At 72.6% G+C, this 21,324-nt stretch carries 19 protein-coding genes; 7 read left to right on the forward strand and 12 right to left on the reverse strand.

What is annotated here, in order from left to right; all coding sequences use genetic code 11:
• Positions 1–23 precede the first annotated feature (23 nt).
• Both AB0M30_RS34375 and AB0M30_RS34380 read right to left on the reverse strand, forming a co-directional pair.
• On the reverse strand, positions 24–1,814 hold the full coding sequence (locus AB0M30_RS34375; RefSeq protein ID WP_364592580.1) for a penicillin-binding transpeptidase domain-containing protein: 1,791 nt from the start codon (positions 1,812–1,814) through the stop codon (positions 24–26).
• Positions 1,815–1,898: 84 nt separating this feature from the next.
• A complete protein-coding gene (locus tag AB0M30_RS34380) occupies positions 1,899–2,753 on the reverse strand; it encodes a GNAT family N-acetyltransferase (protein WP_364592583.1) in 855 nt (284 codons plus the stop codon).
• A gap of 100 nt (positions 2,754–2,853) precedes the next feature.
• On the opposite strand from AB0M30_RS34380, the gene AB0M30_RS34385 reads away from it, so the two are divergent.
• Positions 2,854–3,060 (forward strand): DUF4177 domain-containing protein, encoded by a 207-nt coding sequence (locus AB0M30_RS34385; RefSeq protein ID WP_103335566.1) that lies wholly within the window; start codon positions 2,854–2,856, stop codon positions 3,058–3,060.
• A gap of 464 nt (positions 3,061–3,524) precedes the next feature.
• Here the strand turns inward: AB0M30_RS34385 and AB0M30_RS34390 are convergent, their stop codons facing one another.
• Together AB0M30_RS34390 and AB0M30_RS34395 are read right to left on the reverse strand one after the other, a co-directional pair.
• Positions 3,525–3,920, reverse strand: coding sequence for a VOC family protein (locus AB0M30_RS34390; protein ID WP_364592585.1), 396 nt, complete (start codon positions 3,918–3,920; stop codon positions 3,525–3,527).
• 4 nt (positions 3,921–3,924) lie between these two features.
• Positions 3,925–4,719 carry an AraC family transcriptional regulator gene (locus tag AB0M30_RS34395; protein WP_364592588.1) on the reverse strand — a complete coding sequence of 265 codons (795 nt, stop codon included), beginning with the start codon at positions 4,717–4,719 and terminating at the stop codon, positions 3,925–3,927.
• Positions 4,720–4,803: 84 nt separating this feature from the next.
• On the opposite strand from AB0M30_RS34395, the gene AB0M30_RS34400 reads away from it, so the two are divergent.
• Together AB0M30_RS34400 and AB0M30_RS34405 are read left to right on the forward strand one after the other, a co-directional pair.
• Positions 4,804–5,058, forward strand: coding sequence for a hypothetical protein (locus AB0M30_RS34400; RefSeq protein WP_103343055.1), 255 nt, complete (start codon positions 4,804–4,806; stop codon positions 5,056–5,058).
• Between the two features lie 124 nt (positions 5,059–5,182).
• Positions 5,183–5,980, forward strand: a complete 798-nt coding sequence (locus AB0M30_RS34405) for an alpha/beta hydrolase (protein ID WP_364592591.1) — start codon at positions 5,183–5,185, stop codon at positions 5,978–5,980.
• Between the two features lie 7 nt (positions 5,981–5,987).
• Here the strand turns inward: AB0M30_RS34405 and AB0M30_RS34410 are convergent, their stop codons facing one another.
• From AB0M30_RS34410 to dxr, 4 genes are all read right to left on the reverse strand, one after another.
• A complete protein-coding gene (locus AB0M30_RS34410; protein WP_364592594.1) occupies positions 5,988–6,590 on the reverse strand; it encodes a class I SAM-dependent methyltransferase in 603 nt (200 codons plus the stop codon).
• 34 nt (positions 6,591–6,624) lie between these two features.
• Positions 6,625–7,776 (reverse strand): flavodoxin-dependent (E)-4-hydroxy-3-methylbut-2-enyl-diphosphate synthase, encoded by a 1,152-nt coding sequence (gene ispG / locus AB0M30_RS34415; RefSeq protein ID WP_167384597.1) that lies wholly within the window; start codon positions 7,774–7,776, stop codon positions 6,625–6,627.
• Positions 7,777–7,889: 113 nt separating this feature from the next.
• Positions 7,890–9,125 (reverse strand): site-2 protease family protein, encoded by a 1,236-nt coding sequence (locus tag AB0M30_RS34420; protein WP_364592597.1) that lies wholly within the window; start codon positions 9,123–9,125, stop codon positions 7,890–7,892.
• A 3-nt stretch (positions 9,126–9,128) separates the two neighbouring features.
• Positions 9,129–10,331: a 1-deoxy-D-xylulose-5-phosphate reductoisomerase gene (gene dxr / locus AB0M30_RS34425; RefSeq protein WP_364592599.1), complete on the reverse strand. Its 1,203-nt coding sequence runs from the start codon at positions 10,329–10,331 to the stop codon at positions 9,129–9,131.
• A gap of 94 nt (positions 10,332–10,425) precedes the next feature.
• On the opposite strand from dxr, the gene AB0M30_RS34430 reads away from it, so the two are divergent.
• The 3 genes from AB0M30_RS34430 to AB0M30_RS34440 all read left to right on the forward strand — a co-directional run bounded on the left by AB0M30_RS34430 (position 10,426) and on the right by AB0M30_RS34440 (position 12,661).
• Complete coding sequence (locus AB0M30_RS34430) at positions 10,426–10,683, forward strand: DUF2631 domain-containing protein (RefSeq protein WP_364592602.1); 258 nt, start codon at positions 10,426–10,428, stop codon at positions 10,681–10,683.
• A gap of 25 nt (positions 10,684–10,708) precedes the next feature.
• Complete coding sequence (locus AB0M30_RS34435) at positions 10,709–11,368, forward strand: peptidylprolyl isomerase (RefSeq protein ID WP_364592604.1); 660 nt, start codon at positions 10,709–10,711, stop codon at positions 11,366–11,368.
• 120 nt (positions 11,369–11,488) lie between these two features.
• Entirely contained in the window at positions 11,489–12,661 is a 1,173-nt protein-coding gene (locus AB0M30_RS34440; RefSeq protein WP_364592607.1) for an acyltransferase, read from the forward strand.
• 57 nt (positions 12,662–12,718) lie between these two features.
• On the opposite strand, the gene AB0M30_RS34445 is transcribed toward AB0M30_RS34440, so the two are convergent.
• Together AB0M30_RS34445 and AB0M30_RS34450 are read right to left on the reverse strand one after the other, a co-directional pair.
• Positions 12,719–14,488 carry an MFS transporter gene (locus AB0M30_RS34445; protein ID WP_103343060.1) on the reverse strand — a complete coding sequence of 590 codons (1,770 nt, stop codon included), beginning with the start codon at positions 14,486–14,488 and terminating at the stop codon, positions 12,719–12,721.
• Between the two features lie 238 nt (positions 14,489–14,726).
• On the reverse strand, positions 14,727–16,181 hold the full coding sequence (locus AB0M30_RS34450) for a PLP-dependent aminotransferase family protein (RefSeq protein WP_364592611.1): 1,455 nt from the start codon (positions 16,179–16,181) through the stop codon (positions 14,727–14,729).
• Between the two features lie 28 nt (positions 16,182–16,209).
• On the opposite strand from AB0M30_RS34450, the gene AB0M30_RS34455 reads away from it, so the two are divergent.
• The gene (locus tag AB0M30_RS34455) at positions 16,210–16,992 is read left to right on the forward strand and encodes an L-histidine N(alpha)-methyltransferase (protein WP_364592614.1); all 783 of its coding nucleotides are present in this window, start codon (positions 16,210–16,212) and stop codon (positions 16,990–16,992) included.
• Positions 16,993–17,089: 97 nt separating this feature from the next.
• Here AB0M30_RS34455 and AB0M30_RS34460 read toward each other — a convergent pair whose 3' ends face one another.
• Both AB0M30_RS34460 and AB0M30_RS34465 read right to left on the reverse strand, forming a co-directional pair.
• A complete protein-coding gene (locus AB0M30_RS34460; protein ID WP_364592617.1) occupies positions 17,090–20,335 on the reverse strand; it encodes a tetratricopeptide repeat protein in 3,246 nt (1,081 codons plus the stop codon).
• Positions 20,336–20,576: 241 nt separating this feature from the next.
• Entirely contained in the window at positions 20,577–21,305 is a 729-nt protein-coding gene (locus AB0M30_RS34465) for an alpha/beta fold hydrolase (RefSeq protein WP_364592619.1), read from the reverse strand.
• Between the last annotated feature and the right edge of the window lie 19 nt (positions 21,306–21,324).

Below are 21,324 nucleotides of genomic sequence, written 5' to 3' on the forward strand. Positions count from 1 at the left end.
GCCTCCACCTTACGACGGTCCGGTCAACCGATCCCCGCCAGGAACCGGTGCGCGGCCTGTACCGCCGGTTTGGACGACCCGGCGTCGGTGAGGAGGACGGCGAACGCCAGGTCGCCGCGGTAGCCGACGAACCACCCGTGTGAGTGGGAGCCGTCGCCGAACTGGGCGGTGCCGGTCTTGCCCGCGACGTCGGGGATGTCCCGCAGCCCGGTCGCGGTGCCCACCGTGACGACGTCCCGCATCATCCCGCGCAGCGCGTCGAGGACCTCCTGCGACGGCGGGTCGCCGACGTTCTTCGTGGCCGCCGGCATGCCCTTGACGATGGACGGCGACGGCACCTTCCCGGCCTGCACGGTGGCCGCGACCAGCGCCATGCCGAACGGGCTGGTCAGCACCCGGCCCTGGCCGAAGCCGTTCTCCGCCCGCTGAACGGCGGAGTCGCTGGCCGGGACGTCCCCGGTGACCGTGGTCAGGCCCGGGACGACGAAGTCGGCGCCGAGGCCGAAGGACCGGGCGGTGTCGGTGAGCGACGAGCCGGCGAGACCGGCGGCGAGCCGGGCGAAGGTCGTGTTGCAGGACCGCGCGAACGCCGTCTTCAGCGGCACCCGGCCCAGGTCGAACCGGCCTTCGTTCGGCACGACGCGGTTTTCGATCGTCGTCGTCCCCGGGCAGTCGACCGGGCTGCCCGCCTCCACCTCCCCCGCCGACAGCGCGGCCGCCGCCGTGACGATCTTGAACGTCGAACCCGGCGGGTAGCGCCCGGACAGGGCCAGCGAGCCCTCCTCGTCGGCGGCGGCGTTCTGCGCCACGGCGAGGATGTCCCCGCTCGAGGGTTGGATCGCGACCAGCGCGGCGGAGTACGGCTCGGGTTCGAGGGCCTTCTCGGCGGCGGCCTGGATCTTCGCGCTGAGCGTGCTGGTGACGGCGGGCGCGGGCCGCGGCGGCTCGGCCATGAGCTCGGCGGCCTCGCCGCCGGTGACGTCGCGGGTGACGATCCGCCAGCCCGCCGCCCCGGCCAGCTGCTGCTCGACCAGCGCGCGGATGCCCGGCAGGACCTGCTGCCCCGACCCGCGGGTCACCGGCAGCAGCCGCTCCTGGCTGGCGAAGCGGACGCCGGGCAGATCGTAGATCGCCGGCTTGACGCGCTGGTAGTCGCCGGCGCGCAAGGTGATCACCGGGTAGGCGTCGCCGGGCTTGGTCTTGCTCATCCCGTCCAGCACGGACCGGCCGGTGACCGAGGGCTCGTACCGGTGCAGCGCCTTGGCCAGCGTCCCGGCGACGGCGTTCGCGTCGCCGGCCTTCTGCGGGTCGACGACGACGCCGATCACCGTCTGCGGGCGCATCAGCGCCCCGCCGTCGCGGTCGAGGACCGGGGCCGTCTCCGGCAGCTGCGGCAGCAGGCCGAGGGTCTGGCCGACGGCCAGCTGGGGGTGCACGACCGTCGGCTGCCAGTGCACCTGCCAGCCGTTCTCGGCCGCCCGCAGCTGGGCGTCCGCGCGGTAGGACCAGGTGCGGCCGTGCGGCAGGTGCCAGGTGAGCCGGTAGCCGGCGGTCACGACGTCGCCGTCGGGCTGTTTCACCTCTTCGTCGTCGACGTCGAGGGCCTCGGGTTCGAGCACGCCGCGGACCTGGCTCAGGACGGTCTTCGCGGCGTCGGGTGAGTCGGTGTTCGCCGCCGCGGCGGCGACGTCCCCGGACGCGACGGCGTCCAGGAAGGCGGAGAGGGCGTCCTCGGGACTGTCGCCCGAGCACCCGGCCGTGGTCGCGGCGACGAGCAGCAGCACCGCGAGAGCACGGTGTCGACGTGCGCTCATGGCCGGATGATGCCTGGTCAGAGCGTTGCGGCGGCTTCGCAACACCGCCACGGAAGGGTGGTTGGGAGAGCGTTGGAACAGCGTTTAGAACAGCACTGTCGCGTACTGGCCGACCTGCTCGAACCCGATCTTGCGGTAGGCCGCGAGGGCGGGGGTGTTGAAGGCGTTGACGTAGAGGCTGGCGGTGCGGCCGAGGCCGCGGACGAGCCGGTTCACGACCGCGGCGGTGCCGGCGGTGCCGAGCCCGTCGCCCCGGCGGTCGGGGTGCACCCAGACGCCCTGGATCTGCCCGACGGTGGCCGACATGGCACCGATCTCGGCCTTGAAGACGACCTCGCCGTCCTCGAAGCGGGCGAACGCGCGGCCGGCCCCGATCAGCTCGGTGACCCGGGCGCGGTAGCTCGCGCCGCCGTCACCACTGCGCGGATCGATGCCGACCTCCTCGATGAACATCGAGACGGCCGCGGGCAGGTACCGCTCGAGCTCGTCCGGCCGGACGGGCCGGACGTGCGGATCGGCGGCGACGAGCGGGGTGCTGTCCAGCGCCATCAGCGGCTGGTCGCCGCGGACCTCGCGGGCCGGGCCCCACTCGCCTTCGAGCTCGTCCCACAGGCCGAGGACCTGCTCGGCCGGGCCGACGAGCGAAGAGCAGGTGCGTTGCCTTCTCAGGGCGCGGTCGGCGAAGGAGCGCAACGCGGGCGCATTGCCGCGCAAGGGGATGAGGTTGGGCCCGGAGAAGCACAGCCCTTGGAGCCGCCCGGCCCGGACCGGACGGCTGTCGGCGGCCCAGAGCTCGCCACCGAGCCGCCACGGGTCGAGGCCCGCGGCCTCGACCCGGGCGCTGACCATGCAGCTGCCCACCGGGTCGGCGGCCAGCGCGGCACGGACCGCCGGATAGTCCCGATCATCGAGCAGCCGTGCACCTGCAAGCCGCAACACGGGCTCCAGGGTGCCAGATTCGACTGCTAAACGGAACGCAAGCCTTCCGACACGGTGAGATGAACAGCCGCCGCCGGGCGTTCCGGGCAGTATCGGAGGTATGCAGCGTTATGCGTACAAGGTCGTCGAGGTCCGCGAGAAGCTGCTCGGCGGCAAGATGTCGGGCGGCAAGCTGGAGAAACTGCTGAACGACCACGCCGAGGACGGGTGGCAGCTGAAGGCCATCACGGCCACCGAGGTGAAGGGCCGGGTCGGGCCCGGCGGGGTCGAGGGGCTGCTGGTGACGTTCGAGCGGCCGGTGCAGTAGCGGGGCGCGGACAGGCGGCGGCTCGGCGGCAGACCAGCCCAGCCGGGGGCCGGCCGGACCAGCCGGGCGCACCCCGGACCGGCCGTGCGGCAGCCGGGCACACCCCGGACCGGCCGGGCAGCAGCCGGGCACACCCCGGACCGGCGAGCGCAGACCAGCCCAGCCGAGCAGCAGCCGGGTGCCAGACCGGCCCGGCGGCGCGCAGTCCAGCCCAGCCGGGCGCCAGCGAGCGGCAAACCGGCCCAGCCGGACGGCAGCCGAGCGCCGCACGCCGGACCGGCCGGGCGCAGACCAGCCCAGCCGACCAGCAGCCGGGTGCCAGCGGCCCGGCGGCACGCATTCCAGCCCAGCCGGACGGCAGCCGAGCGCTCCAGACCGGCTTAGCCGAGCGCCAGACCGGCCAGGCCCAGCGCAGGCAAGCCCGGCCGGACTCGCCGCCGCGCCCTCACCCTGCGGGCTCCCGCTCAGGCCGCGCCGCGGTAGGTGCCGATCGTCCAGGCGTTGCCCTCCGGGTCGCGCAGGCTGAACGTGCGCGAGCCGTACTCGGTGTCCGTCAGCTCGGCCGTGATCTCCGCACCGGCGGCCTGCACCCGCGCGTACACCTCGTCGACCTTGTCCGACACCACGTACACCGCGGAGGCACCCGGCTTCATCGCGTCGTGGACGCCGTCCGGCGGGCGGACGCTGCCCAGCATCACCGCGCCGCCCTCGGGCCAGCGCAGCTCGGCGTGCGCGATCAGCCGATCCCCCTCGGGCACCACCAGCGCTTCGGTGAAGCCGAGGACGTCGACGAGGAAGCGGACCGCGGCCGGGGCGTCGTCGTAGCGGAGGGCGGGCCAGACGTTCGGTTCAGGAGTCATGCCGTCAGCTTCGCGCCACCTCTGCCTCCTGGTCTTGGAGGAACGGGAGCTCCTCGGCGATCCACGTCCCCGGCGTGCACCCCGCCAGGGCGCGCCATTCGTTCGTCAGGTGCGCCTGGTCGTAGAACCCGCACTCCGCCGCCAGCGCCGCCAGGTCCGCGCGCCCGCGCCGCAGCAGGCGCCCGGCCCGCTCGAACCGCAGCACCCGCGCCGCCTGCTTCGGCGCCAGGCCCAGCTCCGCGCGGAAGCGCTCGCCCAGGTGGCGGCGGCTCCAGCCGACCTCGTCGGCGAGATCCGCGACGCGCACCCGCCCGTCCGCACCCCGCAGCCGGCGCCACGCCTCCCCCAGCTCGGGCGGCGGCGCCACCGGCTCGACGGCCCGGGCCGCCAACACCTCGTCCAGCAGCGCGAACCGCTCGCGCCAAGGCAGCTCCCTCAGCCTTTCGGGCAACCAGCCGAGACCGAACTCCGCCAAGTCGGCCACCTCGCCGCTCAGCTCGGCCGCCGTCACCCCGAACAGCGTCCGGACGCCCAGCGGGTCGAGCTCCAGCTGCACCCCCTCCTGCACGCGGTCCTGCCGGATCAGCACCGCGCTGGTGTGCAACCCGCCGACCAGCGCCTGCAGGCTCTGCCCGGCCATCCGCACCGGCCCGGCGAGGCTGATGACGAGCGTCACATGCCGGGACGGCAGCCCGCGGTGGACGGCCAGCGTGACGTCGTCCTGCGCATACCCCACATAGCGCGTGACCAGGGGCCGCACCACCGGGTGCGGCTCGTGGAGAGCCCAGGTCACGCTCACGAATACGAGCCTAATCGTCACCACCGACAGTTCCGCGTCTGCTAACACGGACAGTGCGTCCCCACCGCGGAAGGAAACACCCCGATGACGATCCAAGAGCAGGCGCAGCAGCTGGAGCTGCTCGCCGACCAGGTGCCGACCGGCATCGCGCTCGCCACGAAGAGCGACCTCGAAGACCTCCAGGCCCACGTGCTCGGCCTGCTCGGGGAGACGTCCTCCGCGACCGCGATCCAGGGCGCCATCCAGCTCGCTTCCCAGCAGATCGACGAGGTCGCGGCCGCGCTCGAGAACGTCCGCCTGCAGATCCGCGACGCCGCCCAGCACCACCTCCAGGGCTAGGGCGAGCGCGCGGGCTCGTCGGCATCGGCCGGCCGGCCGCGTTCGATCCGCGGTGCTCACCCGGCCCGGGGCAGTGTCCGTGCGGTGTCAGGCCGGTGTCAGGCGCGCCGCGCACAGTCACCGCATGACCAAGAACAGCACTGCCCCGATCACCGCGGACTGGACCGGCCTGGTGCCGGTGGACGACACGGCACTGGCCGTCACCGACACCGGCGGGCCCGGCCTCCCCGTGGTCTACCTCAACGGCCAGTTCGCCACCCAGGGCTACTGGCGCCGCGTCCTCGCCGAACTCGGACCGGAGTTCCGGCACATCACCTACGACGAGCGGGCCCGCGGCAAGTCGCGGCGCTCGGCCGACTACTCGTTCGAAGCCGCTGTCCGCGACGTCGACGCCGTCCTCGCCGCCCGGGGCGTGGAGCGGGCGCTGGTGGTCGGCTGGTCCTACGGCGCGGTCGTCGCGGCGCATTGGGCCGAGCGCAACGCGGACCGGGCCATCGGCGCGGTCCTGGTCGACGGCGCCTTCCCGCACGACTGGCTCGACGACGCCATGGAGCAGCGGATCCGCAAGCTGTTCAAGCGGATGAGCTGGTTCCTGCCGCTGCTGCGCCCGACCGGGCTGGCCCCGCGGATGACCGCGGCCCAGCAGGCCGAGAGCAACATCGAACTCGGCAAGCTGTCCCGCGAGCGCGAGCTGGCTCCGGTGCTGGACGGCCTCACGGTCCCGGTGCGGTACGTGGTCGCCTCGGGCACGTCGCTGGGCAGCAAGGGCGACGAGCAGGAGCGGATCCGCGCCGCCCTCGACGCGGTGACCGCCCGGAAAGCGAACATCACCAGCGAGAAGGTCGCGAGCAACCACGGCGCCATCCTGCGCAAGGACTTCCGCGCCGTCGCGGACGCGGTCCGCGGTCTCGCGGCCCGCTGAGAACCGATCACCCGGGCGGAACACCGGTTTCGTAGTGCGAACCGACCGAGGGCTGGCCCGTGTAGTTCGGGCCGGCCCGGTCGTCCGCGCCGAGGTAGCGGAAGGGCAGCGAGCCGGCGAAGGGGCCGTCCCGCCGGATCCGTCGTGCTCGCGAGTCGTACGTGAAACCGGCTTCGCGCAGCGCGCGCAGAACCCGGCGCGCGCCGCCCGGCGCCTCGATGCCCGCGACGTCGAAGTTCGCCACGAACACGCCGCCGTCGGCGAGCCAGGACGCCGCCCGCAGCAGCGCGCCCAGCTTGTCGCCGACGTAGTGGAGGCCGTGCACGCAGGTGACGAGGTCGAACCGGCCCGCGGGTTCCCACGAGGTGATCGACGCCGTCTCGAACCGCACGGGCCCGGCCGCCGCGAAGTAGCCGACGAGGTCGACGCCCGTGATGTCCAGGTCCGGCCGGGCCTCGGCCGCGTCCAGGAGCGCCCGCCCGCTGCCGCAGCAGAGATCGAGCCAGCGCGCGCCAGGCGGCAAGCTCAGGACATCGAAGCCGAGCACCCGCGAATAGCCGTCGCGACCGGCCAACCGGCGCTCGCGGTTCATCGCGCGGTTGGCCACCACGGCCGACGCCTCGAGAGCGTCGTCCGAAAGGAGCTCAGCCAGCGGTGACCACCGGCGCGCCCTCGCCGAGGGACTCGCCCGCCTCTTCGGCGATGCGCATGGCCTCTTCGATGAGCGTCTCGACGATCGCGTGCTCGGGCACGGTCTTGATGACCTCGCCCTTGACGAAGATCTGGCCCTTGCCGTTGCCCGACGCGACGCCCAGGTCGGCCTCGCGGGCCTCGCCCGGACCGTTCACGACGCAGCCCATGACGGCCACGCGCAGCGGGATCTCCATGCCCTCGAGCCCGGCCGTGACCTGCTCGGCGAGCGTGTAGACGTCGACCTGCGCCCGGCCGCACGACGGGCACGACACGATCTCCAGCTTGCGCTGCTTGAGGTTCAGCGACTGCAGGATCTGGATACCGACCTTGACCTCTTCGACCGGCGGCGCGGACAGCGAGACGCGGATCGTGTCGCCGATGCCCTGGCGCAGCAGCGCGCCGAACGCGACGGCCGACTTGATCGTGCCCTGGAAGGCCGGGCCCGCCTCGGTGACGCCGAGGTGCAGCGGGTAGTCGCACTGCTCGGCGAGGATCTCGTAGGCGCGCACCATGACCACCGGGTCGTTGTGCTTCACCGAGATCTTGATGTCGTGGAAGTCGTGCTCGGCGAACAGCGACGCCTCCCACAGCGCCGACTCGGCCAGCGCTTCCGGCGTCGCCTTGCCGTACTTGTCCATGATCCGCTTGTCGAGCGAGCCGGCGTTGACGCCGATCCGGATCGGCGTGCCGTGGTCCTTCGCGGCCTGCGCGATCTCCTTGACCTGGTCGTCGAACTTCCGGATGTTGCCCGGGTTGACGCGCACCGCCGCGCAGCCGGCCTCGATCGCGGCGAAGACGTACTTCGGCTGGAAGTGGATGTCGGCGATCACCGGGATCTGCGACTTCCGCGCGATCGCGGGCAGCGCCTCGGCGTCGTCGGCCGACGGGCACGCCACGCGGACGATGTCGCAGCCCGCGGCGGTCAGCTCGGCGATCTGCTGCAGGGTCGCGTTGACGTCGGAGGTGAGCGTCGTCGTCATCGACTGGACGGAGATCGGGTGGTCGCTGCCGACGCCGACCGGACCCACCTGGAGCTGGCGGGTCTTGCGACGCTCGGACAGGACGGGCGGGGGCAGGGCGGGCATACCGAGTGCGACGGTCACGGTTTCCAGCGTACCTACCCCTACTGGGCCACCTTCACCATGTCAACCGTCACGGTGAGCAGCATTACGCCGGGGGTGAGCGGTCCCGGGCGGACCGCACCCCCTCCGTGGGACTACTGGCCGATCCGGATCGGGTTGACGATGTCGGCCGTCACCGTGAGTAGCGTCACGGCGCCGCCGATCAGCACCAGCGCCATCGTGATCCCGGACAGCTTCGTGTAGTCGACCGGTCCCCCGGCCACCTTGCCCCGCCGCGCGCGGATCCAGTCGCGGACGCGCTCGTACCAGACCACCGCGATGTGCCCGCCGTCCAGCGGCAGCAGCGGCAGCAGGTTGAACACGCCGATGAAGAAGTTCAGGCTGGCCAGCAGGAAGAAGAACAGCACCCAGAGGCCCTGCTCGACCGCCTGGCCGCCGATCCGGCTCGCACCGACGACACTGACCGGGGTGTTCTCGTCGCGTACGCCGCCGAAGATCGCGCTGACCACGGCGGGGATGCGCTGCGGGAATTGGACGAGCCGCTGCGCCGTCTCGGCGAACATCGTGCCGGTGAAGCTGGCGGTGGCGCCGACCGCGGCGACCGGGCCGTACTGCGTCGTCAGCTCCGGCCGCTGGGGCGAGGCGCCGATCATGCCGACTTCCTTGACGGTGACGCCGTTCCAGCGCTGCACCTTCGGCACGTCGACGACGAGCCACAGGGCCTGACCGCCACGCTGCACCTGGAACACCGTCCGGCCGCTGGTGGCCTGCACGGCGGCCAGCATCTCATCCCAGGTCGCGACCGGCTTCCCGCCGACCGCGGTCACCTTGTCGCCGGGCCGCAGCCCGGCCGTCGCCGCCGGGGTCGGCGCGTCCGCCGCGCAGCCGGAGTTCTTGGCCTTGGACTGGGCCTCGGCCTGCTCCTTCGTCGTGGCCGACTGGGCGCAGGAGGTCGAGGCCAGCACCGGCTCGGTCGGGGTGGGCGCCAGCTTCGGCAGCCCCATGGTCACGGCCATCAGGTAGAGGACCAGGAAGCCCAGGATGAAGTGGGTGATCGACCCGGCCGACATCACGACGGTGCGCTTCCAGGTCTTGAACCGCCACATCGCGCGCGGCGCCTCGTCCGGGGTCACCTCGTCGAGCGCCGTCATGCCGGCGATGTCGCAGAACCCGCCGAGCGGGATCCACTTCAGGCCGTACTCGGTCTCGCCGCGGCGCCAGGAGAACACCGTGGGCCCGAAGCCCACGAAGTACCGGCGGACCTTCATGCCGAAGGCCTTCGCGGTGACCATGTGGCCGGCCTCGTGCAGTGCGACTGAGACGCAGATCCCCAGCGCGAAGAGCACCACACCGATGATGTAGGCGAGCACCCGCTACTTCCCCTCGATGATCGAACCGGCCCGCGCACGAGCCCACCGCTCGGCCGCGAGAACGTCCTCGACGTCGCGTGGTTCGCGACGCCATTCGTCGGCGGCTCCCACCACCTCGGAAACAGTGTCCACTATCGACGTGAAGCTGGTGTTCTGCGCCAGGAAGGCGGACACCAGCTCCTCGTTCGCGGCGTTGTAGACCGCGGGCAGGCAGCCGCCCTCGGTGCCGCAGTGCCGGGCCAGCTCCACGGCCGGGAAGGCCTCGTCGTCCAGCGGCTCGAACGTCCAGGTCGCGGCCTGGTCCCAGGTGCACGCGGCGGCGGCGCCGGGGACCCGGTCGGGCCAGTGCAGCGCGAGCGCGATGGGCAGCCGCATGTCGGGCGGGCTGGCCTGGGCGATCGTCGAGCCGTCGGCGAAGGTCACCATCGAGTGCACGATCGACTGCGGGTGCACGGTGACGTCGATCTTCGCGGGCTCGATGTCGAACAGCAGCGCCGCCTCGATCAGCTCCAGGCCCTTGTTGACCAGGGTGGCGGAGTTGATCGTGATGAGCGGGCCCATGGACCAGGTCGGGTGCGCCATCGCCTGCTCGACGGTGACACCGGCCAGCTCCGCGCGCTTGCGGCCGCGGAACGGGCCGCCGGACGCGGTGAGGACCAGCCGGGCGACCTCGCTCCGGTGCCCGGCGCGCAGGGCCTGGGCGATGGCGGAGTGCTCGGAGTCGACGGGCACGAGCTGCCCGGGCTTGGCGGCGGCGAGCACCAGCGGCCCGCCGGCGATGAGGGACTCCTTGTTGGCCAGGGCCAGGGTGGCGCCGGTGGCGAGCGCCCGCAGCGTCGGCTCGAGGCCGCGGGAGCCCGGCAGCGCGTTGAGGACGGTGTCGACCTTGACGGCGTCGATCAGCTCGGTGACGGCGTCGGACCCCGCGAAGAGCCGCGGGAGCTTGAACTCGCCCTGGGCGTACCCGCGCTTCTGCGCTTCGGCGTACAGCGCGAGCTGGACGTCTTCGGCGGCCGTGGCCCTGGTCACGGCGACGGCCTCGACGCCGTGCGCGATCGCCTGCGCGGCGAGCGCGGCCGGATCGGCCCCACCCGCGGCGATCCCGGCCACCCGGAACAGGTGCGGGTTGCGCGCGGCGACGTCGAGGGCCTGCACGCCGATGGACCCGGTCGAGCCGAGCACGAGAACGCTTCGCGAGGTAGTCATCGCCGGTCATTGTCGCGCGGGGCGTCTCCGCGGCGCACCCGGAGGTGTGGGATCATCGGCGGGTCCGAGGTTCACGGGGTTTGAGGAGTTCATCGTGGCAGGCAAGGCGGTCGAGAAGAGGCGGCCCGAGGTCGACCCGCGCGACGAGCCGTCCGCGGCCTGGGGCTGGCACGGCTCGTTCCCGAAGGCCACCCGCATCGCCGGCTGGATCAGCGCGATCATCCTGCTCGTGATGATCAAGGGCAACCACGAGAACAACACCGAGAACGTGTGGCTGGTCGGCCTGGCGCTGTTCCTCGTCCTGCTGCTCGTGCTGGACATCCGCAAGCAGCGCACGGCCTGGCGCAAGTAGTTCGTCATTCGCTAACGTCCCCGGCATGAAGCTGCGCTGGGGACTGGCCGTGTTCGCTGTTCTGGGTGCCCTGGTGGTGCCCGCCGCGCCGGCGTCGGCTTCGGTGCCGCTGGTCCGGTGCACGTTCACGCCGACCCCGGACAACCCGGCGGCGCGTCCCGTGGTGCGTCCGCTGCCCGTGGCGTTGACCCGCGGGACCGTGGACGTGACGTTCCGGTTCAACTACGGGCCGGTGACGGTGCGGCTGGACCGCGCGGGAGCTGCTCCGTGCGCGGTGCACAACATGGTTTCGCTGGTTTTGCAGCGGTTCTACGACCGCTCCCAGTGCTGGCGGCTTTCGAATTCCGCTCGGCTCGGGGTGCTCCAGTGCGGAGACATCTACGAGGTCGAGAAGGGCGGGCCGGGGTACAAGTTCCCGGACGAGGTTTCGGGCGCCGAGACGTACCCGCGCGGGACGATCGCGATGGGGAACCAGGGACCGGGGACGAACGGGTCGGAGTTCTTCATCGTGCACTCGTTCGCGAACATCCCGGCCAACTATTCGGTCATGGGGCGGGTGATCCGCGGGATGTCCGCGATCGACCGGATGGTGGCCGACGGGATCATCCCGACCGATCCGAACGGGCCGCTGGACGGGGCTCCGGCGCACCCGGTGAAGATCCAGCGCGCCACGGTCGGCTATTGATCTCCTAGGGGCACCGGGCAATCCCCGGCCACCCGAAATCCGTCCCCGAATAGTGACCGCCGCGATCGCCCGATTAAGTTGGGCGGGTTCAGCGGCCGGCCTTCGTGGGGGGACCACACGATGATGACGCACGACGAGTACCTGGCGACCCGGAGATTTCCGGCCCTCGACGGCGTGCGTGCCGTCGCCGCCGTGCTCGTGATCGTCTTCCACCACGGCGGACCCGGCTGGGTGCGGGCCAACGGCTGGATCGGGGTCCACCTGTTCTTCGTGCTCTCCGGCTACCTGATCACCACGCTGGCGCTGCGCGAGGAGGCCCGCACCGGCCGAGTTTCCTTGCCGGAGTTCTACCTCCGCCGCGCTTTCCGCATTCTTCCCGTCTACTACGTCGTCATGGGCGTGGTCGTCGTCTTCGCTTACTTCCGCGAGATGGGCCTGCGGGCGAGCGGCATCGTGGACACGCTGCCGTGGAACGTCATCTTCCTCGGCGAGTACTACCACATGCCGCTGTTCGGCCAGTCCTGGACGCTCGGCGTCGAGCAGAAGTTCTACGTCGTGTGGCCGCTGCTCGCGTTCGGCCTCGGCGCGCTCGGCTTCGTCAAGCGCCTGAGCCTCTCCGTCGGCCTCGTCGCCGTCATGCTCGCCTTGATCCCCTTCATGCAATACGCGGGCGCCTACTCGCCGATCCTGATCGGCTGCACGCTGGCGATCGTCCTGCACCACCGGAAGGGCTTCGCCGCACTCCGGGTCTTCACCCACCCCGTCGCCGGTCTCGCCGTCGCCGTCACGCTGGTCGCGGTGCAGATCGGGTTCGTCGACATCGCCGCCTTCCTGCACGACGACGGCGGCTCGATCACCGGCACCGGCTACGTGCTGCTCGTCGCCCTGCTGGTGCCGTCGCTGGTCGCCGGCGCCGGCCCGGTGGCCTGGATCCTGTCGCGGCGGCCGATGCGGTTCGTCGGCGCGCGTTCGTACTCGCTCTACCTCGTGGACGGCGTCATCGCGACGGGACTCGCGGGAGCCATCCCGCAGTTCGCGTCGCACCGCACGCTCACCGCGGTCGCCGTGACCGTTGCCGGGCTGCTGGCCGCCGACCTGCTCCACCGCTGGGTCGAGGTGCCGATGATCGATGTCGGACGCCGGGTCATCGCCCGGCGCCGGGCCACGAAGGCGGGACCGGCAGGAGAGACCGCCGGCTCCGTGGAGGCCGCCGGCTTGCTGCTGCTCGGCGAGACCGTGGAGGCCGCCGCTGTGCCGGTGAGCGCCCCGGCATCGGCCCAGCCCGCCGGCTGACCCCCAGGAGACGAGGAAGCCGGGTGCCACCCGGCACCCGGCTTCCCTGCTCGACTTTCAGCGTTCGGTCGACGGCGACACCAGTTCGCTCGGCCCGCCGCTCGATTCCCCGGCCACGGCGGCCAGCTCCTCCCCCACCGACTCACGGTCCGCCGGGCGCGCGTCCTTCGTCAGCAACGACGCCACCGCACCGATCAGGCACACCACGATCGCGAAGCCGAACGCCACCGCCAGTCCCGACTGGAACGGGCCGGAGATCAGGTTCGGGAAGAAGCTCCGCCCCGTCAGGAACGACGCCTGGTCCGGCGGCAGCGACGACAGCTGGCCGCCCAGGAGCTGCTGGATCGGGTTGTAGCCCAGGAACGCCGCGAACAGCACCGCCACCGCCGGGAGGTTCGCCACCTGGGACGCCGCCGCGTCCGGGACGCCGTGGGCGACCAGACCGTCGTGCATCGTCGACGGAAGGCTGCTCGACAGGCCCGAGATGATCAAGCTGAAGAAGAAGCCGATCGACAGGACCATCGCCGCGTTCTGGAAGGTCGTCATCATGCCCGCGCCGGAGCCGCGCGCGTCGGCCGGCAGGCTGTTCATCACCTCGGCGCGGTTGGGCGAGGAGAACATGCCCATGCCGATGCCGTTGATCAGCAGGATCGCGGCGAACGCCCAGTAGTCGAAGTTCACCGGCAGGATGATCAGCAGCAGGAACGTGATAGCCGTGATCAGCAGCCCGGTGGAGGCGAGCAGGCGGCTGCCGATCCGGTCGGCGAGGATGCCCGACGTCGGCGCGGCCAGCAGGAAGCCGACCGTCATCGGGAGCATGTAGATGCCCGCCCACAACGGCGTCTGCTCGAACGTGTAGCCGTGCTGCGGCAGCCAGATGCCCTGCAGCCAGATGATCAGGATGAACTGCAGCCCGCCGCGGCCGAGGGAGGCCGTCAGGTTCGCGACGTTTCCCCAGGTGAACGAGCGGATCCGGAACAGCGACAGGCGGAACAGCGGGTTGTCCACCTTCGACTCGATGATCACGAACGCCACCAGCACCGCGAGGCCGCCGATCAGGCAGCTGAGCACGAACGGGCTGCCCCAGCCGGTCGGCGACGAGCCGTAGGGCTGGATGCCGTAGGTGATGCCGATCAGCACCGCGATCAGGCCGACGGCGAAGGTGATGTTGCCCCACCAGTCCATCCGCGCGTGCTTGCGGACGCCGGTGTCGTGCAGCTTGAGGTACGCCCAGACCGTGCCGATCACGCCGAACGGCACCGACACGAGGAAGATCAGGTTCCAGTCGACCGGCGCGAGCACGCCGCCGACGACCAGGCCGAGGAACGAGCCGGCGATCGCCGCGACGCCGTTCATGCCGAGCGCGAGGCCGCGCTGGTTGGCCGGGAAGGCGTCGGTGAGGATCGCCGAGGAGTTCGCCATCAGGAAGGCCCCGCCGACCCCCTGCACGATCCGCCAGCCGATCAGCCACAGCGCGGCCGCGTCACCGTCGAACCAGGTGACGGCCAGCATGATGGAGGAAACGGTGAAGACGGCGAAGCCGAGGTTGTACATCCTCGCGCGGCCGTACATGTCGCCGAGCCTGCCGAAGCTCACCACCAGCACCGCGGTGACCACGAGGAAGCCCATGATCATCCACAGCAGGTAGCTCGTGTTGGCCGGCTCCAGGGGGTTGATGCCGATGCCCTTGAAGATGTCGGGCAGCGCGATCAGCACGATCGAGGAGTTGATCGTGGCGATCAGCATGCCCAGCGTCGTGTTGGACAGCGCGATCCACTTGTACCGCGGCCCCAGTTCCGCGATCGAATACGTCCGGCGTTCCGCCACTGTGCAACCCTTCTGCTCGCAAGTCCCTTAGCCAGGCTAAGCAAGTTGCTTGCGTATGGCAACCAACGGCGTGGATTGCCTAGGAGAGCATGATCACAGCGGGTTGACTGTCCTTTGAGGACTCTTTACGGCGGGGGTTGTGCACAACTCGAGTGTGGAGGGTTGGGGTGTGGACAACTCGGGTTGCGGGGCGGGAACTGTCGGTGCTCCCCGGTAATGTTGAAACCGGGGGTCCCCTTCACGGCGAGGGCCTGACCAGCCGCCCGAGCACAGCCACTCCCTCGGCGATCTCCGTCGCCGTCCGGGCCGCGTACCCCAGCACCAGCCCCGGCCGTCCCGGGCGTTGCCGGTGCCAGGACAGCGGCTGCACCTTCACCCCCTCCGCCAGCGCGGCCGCCGCCACCGCGACGTCGTCCACCTCGGCGTCGAACGTCACCGTCAGGTGCAAACCGGCGGCCGCGCCGTGGACGACCGCGCCCGGCAAATCGGCGGCGACCGCGCGGATCATCGCGTCGCGGCGGCGGCGGTGCCGGGCGCGGACCACCCGCAGCTGACGCTCCAGCTCGCCGGTCTCCATCAAGCGCGCCAGGACCAGCTGGGCCAGTACCGGATTGCCCAGGTCCGCGAACCGCTTCGCCGCGACGAGGTCGTCGCGGAAACGCGGCGGCGCCAGCAGCCAGCCGACGCGCAGCGCCGGGGCCAGCAGCTTCGAAACGCTTCCCGTGTAGCAGACCTCCGGCACCATCGACCGGACCGCCGGCACCGGCGCCCGGTCGTAGCGGTGCTCCGCGTCGTAGTCGTCCTCGACGACGATGCCGCCCTCGGCCACCCAGCGCATCAGCTCGCGGCGGCGCTCGCCGCCCAACACCACGCCCATCGGGAACTGGTGGGCCGGCGTCAGCAGCACCGCCGGAGCCTCCAGCGAGGAAACCCGCAGCCCGTCGTCGTCCACCGGGACCGGCGGCGTCGCCAGGCCGCAGTGGTGCAGGTGCTGGCGCGCGCCCAGCGAACTCGGGTCCTCCACCGCGATCTCGGTCAAGCCGTGCTGGCGCAACACCTCGCCCACCAGCGTCAACGCCTGCGCGACCCCGGCCACCATGATGATCTCCCCCGGATCCACGCGGATCCCGCGGTTGCGCGCCAGCCAACGCGACACCGCCAGCCGCATCGAAGGCGCGCCGCGCGGGTCGCCGTAGCCGAAGTGGGACGGCTCCAGCTCGTCCAGCACCGCCCGCTCGGCCCGCAGCCACGCCGCCCGCGGGAACGCCGTCAGGTCCGGGACGCCGGGCGTGAGGTCGATCCGGGCCGGCGCCGCGCGGACCGCGTCGAAGACCTCCAGCCCCGGCGAAGCCGTGATGACCTCGGCAAAGAGCCGGTCCGGCGAAGGGGACGGCGGCAGCACGGGCGCGGCGACGACGACCGTGCCTGCCCGGCCGCGGCCCGCGGCGTGGCCGTCGTCGATCAGCCGCTGGTAGGCCTCGGTGACCACTCCCCGCGACACGCGCAGCTCGGCGGCCAGCACCCGGGACGCGGGCAGCCGGCCGCCGACCGGGAGCCGGCCGTCGGCGATCGCCGCGCGCAGTTGCCCGGCGAGCCAGTCCGCCAGCCCGCCCGGCGGCGCCTCGCGGACGTCCAGCTGGAGGAAGTCCGACCCTATGGACCCCTCGGAGAGCGTGGTTTTGGCTCTGTCCATCGAGCCATTGTCGCAGGACGCTGGGCTCATGGACACCGCTTACGTGCACGGGTACACCGAACCCGAGACCCGCCGCCTGGGCGACCAGGCCGACACCCTCGCCGACCTCCTGCACGCCGGAACGGCCTACCCCGCCGGGAGCCGGGTGCTGGAGGCCGGCTGCGGCGTCGGCGCCCAGACCGTCCACCTGGCGGCCCGCAGCCCAGGCGCACACCTGACCGCGGTCGACGTCTCCGCCGCGTCCCTCGCCCAGGCTCGCAAGCAAGTGAGCGGCGTCGACTTCCGCCAAGCGGACCTGTTCGACCTGGACGGCGAGTACGACCACGTCTTCCTCTGCTTCGTGCTGGAACACCTGCCGGAGCCGGAGAAAGCCCTCGCGCACCTGAAGACCCTGCTGCGGCCGGGCGGCACGATCACCGTCATCGAGGGCGACCACGGTTCGGCGTTCTTCCACCCGCGCAGCGAGCACGCGCAGGCCGCGATCGACTGCCTGGTCCGGCTGCAGGCCGACGCCGGCGGCGACGCCCTCATCGGGCGGCGTCTCCACCCGCTGCTGACCGGCGCCGGGTTCGGCGACGTCACCGTGGAGCCGCGGACGGTCTACGTCGACGCGTCGCGGCCCGGGCTCGTCACCGGGTTCACCCGCGACACCTTCACCGCGATGGTCGAAGGCGTCGGCGAAACCGCCGTCGCCCGCGGGCTGATCACGCGGGACCGCTGGGACCACGGGGTCGCGGACCTGCACCGGACCGCCGGCGAAGACGGCACCTTCCACTACGCGTTCTTCAAGGCCACCGGGAGCAGGCCGTGATCGCCCGGCGCCCCCGGCCCCGGCTCGCGGGCAGCTCCGACGTCGCCGACCGGGACCTCGAACGCCTCGAAACCGACCTCGCCGCCCGCGAGCCCGGCTACCCCGCGACGCACTCCAGGGCCGTCAAGTGGTTGCGGACCCGGATCGCGCCGGGCACGCATTCCCCGGCGTAGCAGGCCAGCGCGCGTTCCCAGTGCTCGCGCGCGGCCTCCGGGTCACCGAGTCCACTGTGGACTTCACCGAGCCCGCAGTGGGCCCGGCCCTGCTCGGGGCGGCAGCCGGTTTCCTTCGCCACGGCCAGGGCTTCGCGGTGGTACCGCAGCGCCTCCGACGCCGCTCCGCGCGCGGCGGACAGGCTGCCCAGGCTGTTGAGCACCCGGGATTCGACGCCGCGGTCGCCGCATTCGCGGGCCAGGCTCAGCGCTTCTTCGAGGTGCTGGGCCGCTTCCGCGGGCCGGCCCTGCGCCAGCCGGACATCGCCCAGGTGCTTCAGCGCGACGCTGCGGTTGGGCGGGCTGCCCGTCTCCTGCGCGATTTCCAGCGCCCGCTCCAGGTGCTCCGCGGCTTCGGCGTACCGGCCCCGCGCGTGCTCGACGTCGCCGAGGATGCCCAGCGCGTACCCCTCGCTCACCCGGACGCCCATCGCCCGCAGGTGCGCCAGCCCCTCGTTCAGGACCCGGACCGCCTCGTCGTGGCGGCCCAGCGCCGACAGCGAGTCGCCCAGGTTGACCAGCGCGTAGCCCTCGCTCGTGCGGTCGGCGATGTCGCGCGCCAGGGCAAGAGCTTCTTCGAGGTGACCGATCGCTTCGCCGTACCGGCCGATGCCGCGGCAGGAACAGCCGAGCACCACCAGGACCAGGCCTTCGCTGGTGCGGTCGCCCGTCTTCCTGGCCAGCGCGAGCGCTTCCGTCGAGTACCGGATCCCCTCGGCGAACCGGCCCAGCGCCCGGCAGACGAGGCCCAGGGTGTTGACCGAGTGGATTTCCGTGCGCCAGTCCCCGGTCTCGCGGGCGAGGACGAGGGCCTCCTCCAGGTACCGCAGCGCCTCCGGCGACCGGCCCATCCGCCAGTGGCCCAGCGCGATCAGGATCAGCGGCTCGGCCTCGGCCGCCCGGTCGCCGGTGTGGTGGGCCAGCGCCGACGCGTGCGTGTGCAGGACCAGCGCTTCCTCGTGGTAGCCGCCGACGTCGAGGTAGTGCCACAGGATCCCGGACAGCAGCCGCAGGTGGTCCGGCCAGCGGTGCCGCGTCGCGTGCGCGGCGATCGCCAGGAGGTTGCGGCGCTCGGCCTCCAGCCACGCCGGGGCGTCGAGCACCTTGACGTCCGGCTCCGGCACGCGCGGCCGCAGGTGCCGTTCCTGCGGCAGGACGACGTCCATGGCCTGGCCGGCCGAAGAGACGTAGAAGTCGAACAGCCGCCGCTGCGCCTCGCGGCTCTCGGCGGGCTCGCCGGCCGCGAGCTCGGCGGCGTAGACGCGCAGCAGGTCGTGCAGCTGGACGCGGTCGTCGCCGGTCTGCTGCACGAGGTGGGCGCGCACCAGGACCCCGGCCAGCCGTTCGGCTTCCGGCAGCGGCACGCCGGCGAGGGCGGCCAGCGCGGGCGGCGTCAGGTCGCGGCCCGGGTGCAGGCCGCAGAGCCGGAACACGCGGGCCGCGTCGGGCGAGAGGTTGCGGTAGGACCAGGAGAACACGGCGCGGACGGCGGTCAGCGGGTCACCGCCGCCGTCGAGCAGGTCGAGCCGCCGCCGTTCGTCGGCCAGCTCGGCGGCCAAGGCGGCGAGGCGCTCGCCCGGCCGGCTCAGCGCCAGTTCCGCGACCAGCCGCAGGGCCAGCGGGAGCCGGGCCGCGTAGCCGATCAGCGCCGCGGCGGCCTCGGGTTCATCGTCGACGCGCGGCCCGAGCAGCGCCCGGAGCAGATCGCGGGCTTCGGCCTCGGTGAGCAGGTCGACGAGCACCCGCCGGGCGCCGTGGCGGGCGACCAGGCCGGGCAGCGCGTCCCGGCTGGTCACCAGCACCAGGCAGGTGGGCGAGCCGGGCAGCAGCGGGCGGACCTGCCCGACCGAGTTCGCGTTGTCCAGCACCAGCAGCATCCGCCGCCCGGTGAGCGCGGTGCGGAACTTCGCGGCCCGCTCGTCCGGCTCGGCGGGGATGTCCGCGCCCGGGACACCGAGGGCGCGCAGGAACCCGGACAGCGCGTCGGCCGGGTCCACCGGCCGGACCGTGCCGTAGCCGTGCAGGTCGAGGTAGAGCTGGCCGTCCGGGAACTCCGCGGGCACGCGCTGCGCCCAGTGGACGGCGAGCGCGGTCTTGCCGACCCCGCCGGTGCCGGAGAGGACGGCGATGCGCGCGCCGGTGTCGTCGTCGTCGCGACGCAGCAGCGCGTCCAGCTCGGCCAGCTGGGCGGCCCGGCCGCGGAAGCCGGGGACGTCGGCGGGCAGCTGCGCCGGGACCCGGGCCGGCGGCTGCGGCGTCGCGAAGTCCTGCCGCAGCACCTGCCGCTGGGCCGCCTGAAGCTCGGGGCCCGGTTCCAGGCCGAGCTCATCGGCCAGCCGCCGGCGCACCTCGTCGAAGACGTCCAGCGCGGCGGCCTGGCGCCCGGACGCGGCGAGCGCCAGCACCAGCTTGGCGTGCGCCGACTCGTTCAGCGGCTCCTCGGCGGTCAGCACCCGCAGTTGCACCGCCGCGTCTTCGGGGTCGGCAACCCCGGCGTAGGCCAGCACCACCTTGGCGCGCCGCATCGCCAGCGCGAGCCGGGCGGGGTGCTGGCGCAGCCGTTCGACGTCGGCGAGCGCCGGGCCGCGCCAGAGTTCCAGGGCCTCCTGGAGCGCGTTCCGGGCGACCAGGGCTTCGAAGCGCAGCAGGTCGAGCTCGTCCTCACGGACGGCCAGCCGGTAGCCGCCCTTGTCGGTGATGATGAGGTCGGCCGGCCGCAGCGCCCGCCGCAGCCGCGCGACGTAGGTGTGGAGCAGCTCCAGGCACGACGGCGGCGGCTCGTCCCAGATGACGTCGACGAGGTCCTCGCGCCGGACGGTCCGGTTCGGCTGCAGGGCCAGCAGCGCCAGGAGCAGGCGCTGCTTCTCCGCGCCGATCTCGACCGGCTCGGTGCCGCGCGTCACCGTCAGCGGGCCGAGCACACCGAGCCGCACGGGCTCCGGCGGGGCTTCGGCAAGCGCTTCCCGCAGCTTGCGGGCCGTCTCCGGCCGGGGCCGCCGGACGCTGCCGAGCTCGGCGTTGCGCACCGCGCGCAGGCTCACTCCGGCCCGCTCGGCGAGCTGGGCCTGGGTGAGGCCGGCGAGGGCACGCCGGTCCCGCAGCCATCCGGCGAACGACAGGCCTTCGTCCACAGGCGTCCTCTCCTGCGTGCCCCGAGCGGAACGTACCTCTCCAGCATCACGATCGTGCCGCCCGAGCTGTACCACCGATCGGCGAAGATAACCGTTTCCGCAGGTACGGACGGTGACAGCGGCGGGGAGGAGCAGTACAGGCGCTCGTCCACCGCGCTTTCCTAGGCTTTCTCGCGTCCGGTGGTGGCGAGGGGTTCGCGGAGCAGCCGTCGCGTGGGGTACGACGGCTGCACCCGGAACTTCACACGCCGAAGCGCTCGAGCAAGGCCCGCACGGTGGGCGGGTCCTCGACGTGGGCGTTGTGCCCGAGACCGGCGAGCGTGACGGCGCCGGGATCGAGCGCCCGCAGCTGCTCCGGACGGCTCATCGGGTCGTTCTCGCCCGCGGCGAGCACGACCGGGCAGCGCGCCCCGGCCAGCAGGGCCGGCATGTCCGGCGCGCCGAGGCCGAACGCGGCCGGGTCCATCGCGAGGCGCCAACCTCCCTCGGTCTCGCGAAGCCCGGCCGGGTCGGTGGGCGCGATGCCGAGCAGCCCGGACACCTTCAGGTAGGCCTGGTCGGCGTCCTCCCTTGTCGCGAACACCCGGGGCGGCCGGGCCGCGAACGACGCCGCCCGGTTCAGGTCGTCCTGGCTCCACTCGACCTTCACGCCGAGGGCCAGCACGCCGGCGACCTCGACGTCGTAGCGGCCGGACGCCAGTTCCAGCGCGAGCACGCCGCCGAGCGAGTGCCCGGCGACGATCAGCGGGCCACCGTCCGGCAGCGCCCGCGCGACCGCCTCGGCGAGCGTGGCGAAGCTGTAGTGCGGCAGCGGGGCGGACGGGCCGTGACCGGGCAGGTCGGGCACGAGAACGCGCCGGTCGAGCAGGACGGCGAAGTGGTTCCAGACGGCGCCGGTCGCGCCGAGGCCGTGCAGGAGGAGGACGGCCGGTTCGCCCTTGCCGCCGGTGCGCATGTTGAGCGTGTCCATCCGCGCAGCTTCCCAAACT

Origin of the sequence: Amycolatopsis sp. NPDC051716 (assembly GCF_040681595.1) — a bacterium.
In the GTDB taxonomy this organism is placed as follows: domain Bacteria; phylum Actinomycetota; class Actinomycetes; order Mycobacteriales; family Pseudonocardiaceae; genus Amycolatopsis.

Coding starts and splice junctions, on each gene's coding strand:
- AB0M30_RS34375 (WP_364592580.1), bottom strand. CDS start 1,814: ATGAGCGCACGTCGACACCGTGCTCTCGCGGTGCTGCTGCTCGTCGCC.
- AB0M30_RS34385 (WP_103335566.1), top strand. CDS start 2,854: ATGCAGCGTTATGCGTACAAGGTCGTCGAGGTCCGCGAGAAGCTGCTC.
- AB0M30_RS34390 (WP_364592585.1), bottom strand. CDS start 3,920: ATGACTCCTGAACCGAACGTCTGGCCCGCCCTCCGCTACGACGACGCC.
- AB0M30_RS34400 (WP_103343055.1), top strand. CDS start 4,804: ATGACGATCCAAGAGCAGGCGCAGCAGCTGGAGCTGCTCGCCGACCAG.
- AB0M30_RS34405 (WP_364592591.1), top strand. CDS start 5,183: ATGACCAAGAACAGCACTGCCCCGATCACCGCGGACTGGACCGGCCTG.
- dxr (WP_364592599.1), bottom strand. CDS start 10,331: ATGACTACCTCGCGAAGCGTTCTCGTGCTCGGCTCGACCGGGTCCATC.
- AB0M30_RS34435 (WP_364592604.1), top strand. CDS start 10,709: ATGAAGCTGCGCTGGGGACTGGCCGTGTTCGCTGTTCTGGGTGCCCTG.
- AB0M30_RS34440 (WP_364592607.1), top strand. CDS start 11,489: ATGATGACGCACGACGAGTACCTGGCGACCCGGAGATTTCCGGCCCTC.
- AB0M30_RS34450 (WP_364592611.1), bottom strand. CDS start 16,181: ATGGACAGAGCCAAAACCACGCTCTCCGAGGGGTCCATAGGGTCGGAC.
- AB0M30_RS34455 (WP_364592614.1), top strand. CDS start 16,210: ATGGACACCGCTTACGTGCACGGGTACACCGAACCCGAGACCCGCCGC.
- AB0M30_RS34465 (WP_364592619.1), bottom strand. CDS start 21,305: ATGGACACGCTCAACATGCGCACCGGCGGCAAGGGCGAACCGGCCGTC.